This is a genomic window from Maribacter corallii (assembly GCF_047345415.1).
Lineage (GTDB): Bacteria > Bacteroidota > Bacteroidia > Flavobacteriales > Flavobacteriaceae > Maribacter_C.
Window position 1 is genome coordinate 1 of sequence record NZ_JBLFEP010000020.1, and the last position, 1,823, is coordinate 1,823.

Annotated in this window: 1 protein-coding gene; it reads left to right on the top strand. The window is 31.2% G+C overall.

Features of this window, described 5'->3' with window-relative positions:
* The coding region (locus tag ACKWCA_RS23915; protein WP_413980775.1) for a condensation domain-containing protein at positions 1–1,823 on the top strand (1,823 nt) is incomplete at both ends.

Genomic DNA, 1,823 nt, shown 5'->3' on the forward strand with positions numbered 1-1,823 from the left:
TCCCGACCCGGAGCTCACTACAAGTGATGATTATGTAGGGCCCGTAACGAAAGAGGAGAAGCTGCTTTGCGTTATATGGTCTGAAGTCCTTGGGATCGATAAAGTGGGTGTCACCGATGATTTTTATTCTATCGGGGGAGACTCCATAAGGTCGATACAGATCTGTTCTCTTATTAAAAAAGAAGGATATAAACTGACAGTAAAAGATATTCTTACTTACAAGAATATTGAAAGTATAGCAAAGTATTTATCTAATGAAAATTCTGAGAATAAATACCTTTCCTTGGCAAAGAATATAGAAAAACAATTTGAAAACCTAAAAAATAAATTTTACTTAGATAATGTCATTTATACAGAGGAAACTATCGTAGATGTATTTCCAATGAGTGATATTCAACAAGGTATGTTTTTTCATTATTCAAAAGAACATAATATTTATCATGATCAGATGTTGGATTTTGTTGTGCTAAAACTATTTGATGTTGAACTTTTTAAAAAATCATTAACGTTAATGGTGGAAAAGCATGAGATATTAAGGACAAGTTTTGAACTTAGTCAAAATAAAAATGTACCCCTACAAATTGTCCATAAGAACGTTGCCATAGATTTCACATATCAGGATCTTTCTGGTTTAAGTAATGATGAACTTAAAATTACCATTAAGAGTGATCTTGAAGCTGATTTTCAAAAAGCTTTTGATATAGAAATACCTGGATTATGGAGATACAAGGTATATGCTTTGGGGAATGATTTATATGCCATGTGCTTTATATTCCACCACGCAATTATTGATGGATGGAGTCGAGCTTCCTTGAATACGGAGTTGAAAAATATTTATTTGAAACTACAGACAGATGTCAATTTCGTTCCTAAATCGTTAAAAAGTAGTTATAAGGATTATATCATTGAACAGAAAATACAAAGTCAAAACGAAAGCGTTAAAAAGTTTTGGAAAAACGAACTTTTAGATTACTCTAGATATTCATTTACTAATAAGTCTGATGAGGAAAAGTTTAATTCTCAAGGTGAAATAATTTCTAATGAACTATATGAACTCATCAAATCATATGCTAAGCAACAAAAAATCAGTATTCGAGCCTTATGTTATTCAGCTTTTCTGTATTGTTTGAATTTATTTTCTTATCAAAATGATTTAACAACAGGATTAGTAACAAGCAAGAGGCCTGAGAAAGAGGATGGAGATAAAATATTGGGTTGTTTTTTGAATACCATACCATTTAGGTTTTTAGTATTAGAAAATATTACATGGAATGAATTTACCCATAGTGTACAAAAAAAGCTTGATGGCTTAAATAATTATAGTCATTTTTCGCTAATCCAGATTATGCAAGCGATTGGGGAGCCAACTTCTTCAAAGAATCCTATTTTTGATATTGTTTTTAGCTATGTTAATTTTCATGTATATGATAATCTCGATGGAGAGCAAACTAGTTTGAATCAAGGAAAAATTAAAAGAATTGAAAAAATTAATGATTTTACATTTGAGCGTAGTAATGCTAATTTTGAAATATCCGTCAATTCAACAGGAGATATTTTATCATATAATATAAATTACCTAACCTCATTTATTGAGGACGAGTCTGTCATTGAATTTAGATATTGTTTTGAAGAAATATTAAAAACAATAATTCATAATGCAACAAATAAAATTGATAGGAATTATTTTTTAGAGAAAAAACAGCTTTTGCACGCTTACAATGATACGGCGGTGGCCTATCCTTTGGACAGGACGGTCATCGACCTTTTCGAGGACCAGGTCGAGAAGGCTCCTGATAATGTAGCTGTGAGTTACCTTTCCTCTG